The following is a 1482-nucleotide window of genomic DNA, read 5'->3' as shown; positions in this document are numbered from 1 at the left end:
CCCATGTCAATGACTGGTTTGTTGGTAAATTTAAGAACGATGGTGATTCGTTCATGGGTTGATCTAATAGCGTCATCCTTTTTTTGATGGAAAGAAAGGAGTTGTTTTTCAAGCCTCTCTGAGAGGTGAAACCGATCGATTCTTCTATTGTTCAATTGATTATGGTTTGTGAAGTTTATTGCCTGGGGTTCAAAACATCGGTAGGCATCTATCAATTTTAGCTGTGTATTTCTTAATAAAGATTCTTCTGTTGTTCTTGTTTCTGAATAGTTGTGCCTTACTTGAAACTGTCGGTCTATTTCTGGGTTGAGGATATGATTAAAATCTCCTCCCATGATGATAGGCGTATTTTTGTTCTTGAGTTGGCGGTATATCATTCTTATAAGTTGCCGCTGTTCGTCGAATTTGTTTGGGGGGTAGTATACGTTGATGATGTGGTATTTTCTCTTGTTGTTTACCCTGATGACAGCATCACTAACTCGTGGAAATGCGACTGGGTCTAATTCAAAGGTGTGTTGGTTGGTGACTTTGATTAAATCATCAATTTTGTGGTGAATGACAATTGCTGTCAATTTCGAATAAATGATTGTTAGTGGTAGTTGTATGATATCAAGCAAAGATCTGGTAGTTTTTCCGAGATCCTGAAGAAGTGTAATGTCGTTGTTTTCAATAAGTTGTTTTAAACCATTGATGTTTGTTGTTCTCTCACAGTTGAGAGACGTGATTTTTAGTTGATTAGTATTGATCATTCTCATTCTCTTTTTGAAGGTCATCGATTTCATTTTCCGAAACCGCATCAATTGACATTTCGTCGTCGTCTTCTGAGTCATCTTCTTCTGAGTCCTCATCCATGTAGTCATCATCGTCTCCGGACTTGTAGAAATCCGAAGGTTCAAAGTAGTCATGAGTCTCAATGTACTCATTTTCATCGAACAAAAGTTTGTCTGGTCCTTCATTGAGCTCAACCTCTTGTGAGGGAGCTTCAGGGATTGGTAACATAGCTTGACTAGCAAGCCATGAGGGGGTGTTGATTTCGTCAAGTTGCTCAACATCCTGAGATGGAGCTACTTTAGAAATCTTTTGTGTGTTATTTTTGTCCAGAGTTTGGACAGTAGACTGAGTGTCTGCTTGGGTGGTGACAGCCTCGGTGGCGTCAGCTTGAGTATTTGCCTGAATGGCCGAAGGCGGAGTGTCAGCCTGAGTGTCAGCTTGAGTAGTTGCCTGAGTGGCAGTAGAAGTAGTAGCAGTGGCTTTAGTAGCAGTGGCAGTTGTAGCAGTGGCAGTATTAGCAGTGGCAGTTGTAGCAGTGGCAGTATTAGCAGTGGCAGTAGAAGTAGTATTGGATTTGGATTTCCGCTTTCTCTTTCTCTTTTTACCAACTGTAGTGTAACCATCATTGTTATCTTGATTATCAGTCTCTTGACGATCATACCAAGCATTATGGTGGCCAGTGGAGTGACTTGGGTCACCACATTTTAAACA

The 1482-nt window shown here is 40.6% G+C and carries 2 protein-coding genes; both read right to left on the bottom strand.

Translation table 11 applies throughout. From position 1 onward, the window contains the following. The coding region (locus FOR85_RS12525; RefSeq protein ID WP_144298179.1) for an endonuclease/exonuclease/phosphatase family protein at positions 1 to 749 on the bottom strand (749 nt) is incomplete at its 3' end. Then, a partial coding sequence (locus FOR85_RS12685) for a hypothetical protein (RefSeq protein ID WP_190295560.1) occupies positions 736 to 1482 on the bottom strand: 747 nt, incomplete at its 5' end. The genes FOR85_RS12525 and FOR85_RS12685, both read right to left, overlap by 14 nt.

The organism is Psychrobacter sp. YGAH215 (assembly GCF_007280595.1).
Classification (GTDB): Bacteria; Pseudomonadota; Gammaproteobacteria; order Pseudomonadales; family Moraxellaceae; genus Psychrobacter; species Psychrobacter faecalis.
Note: the sequence above shows the minus strand (reverse complement) of the source record. Positions and strands in the feature narration are given on the sequence as shown.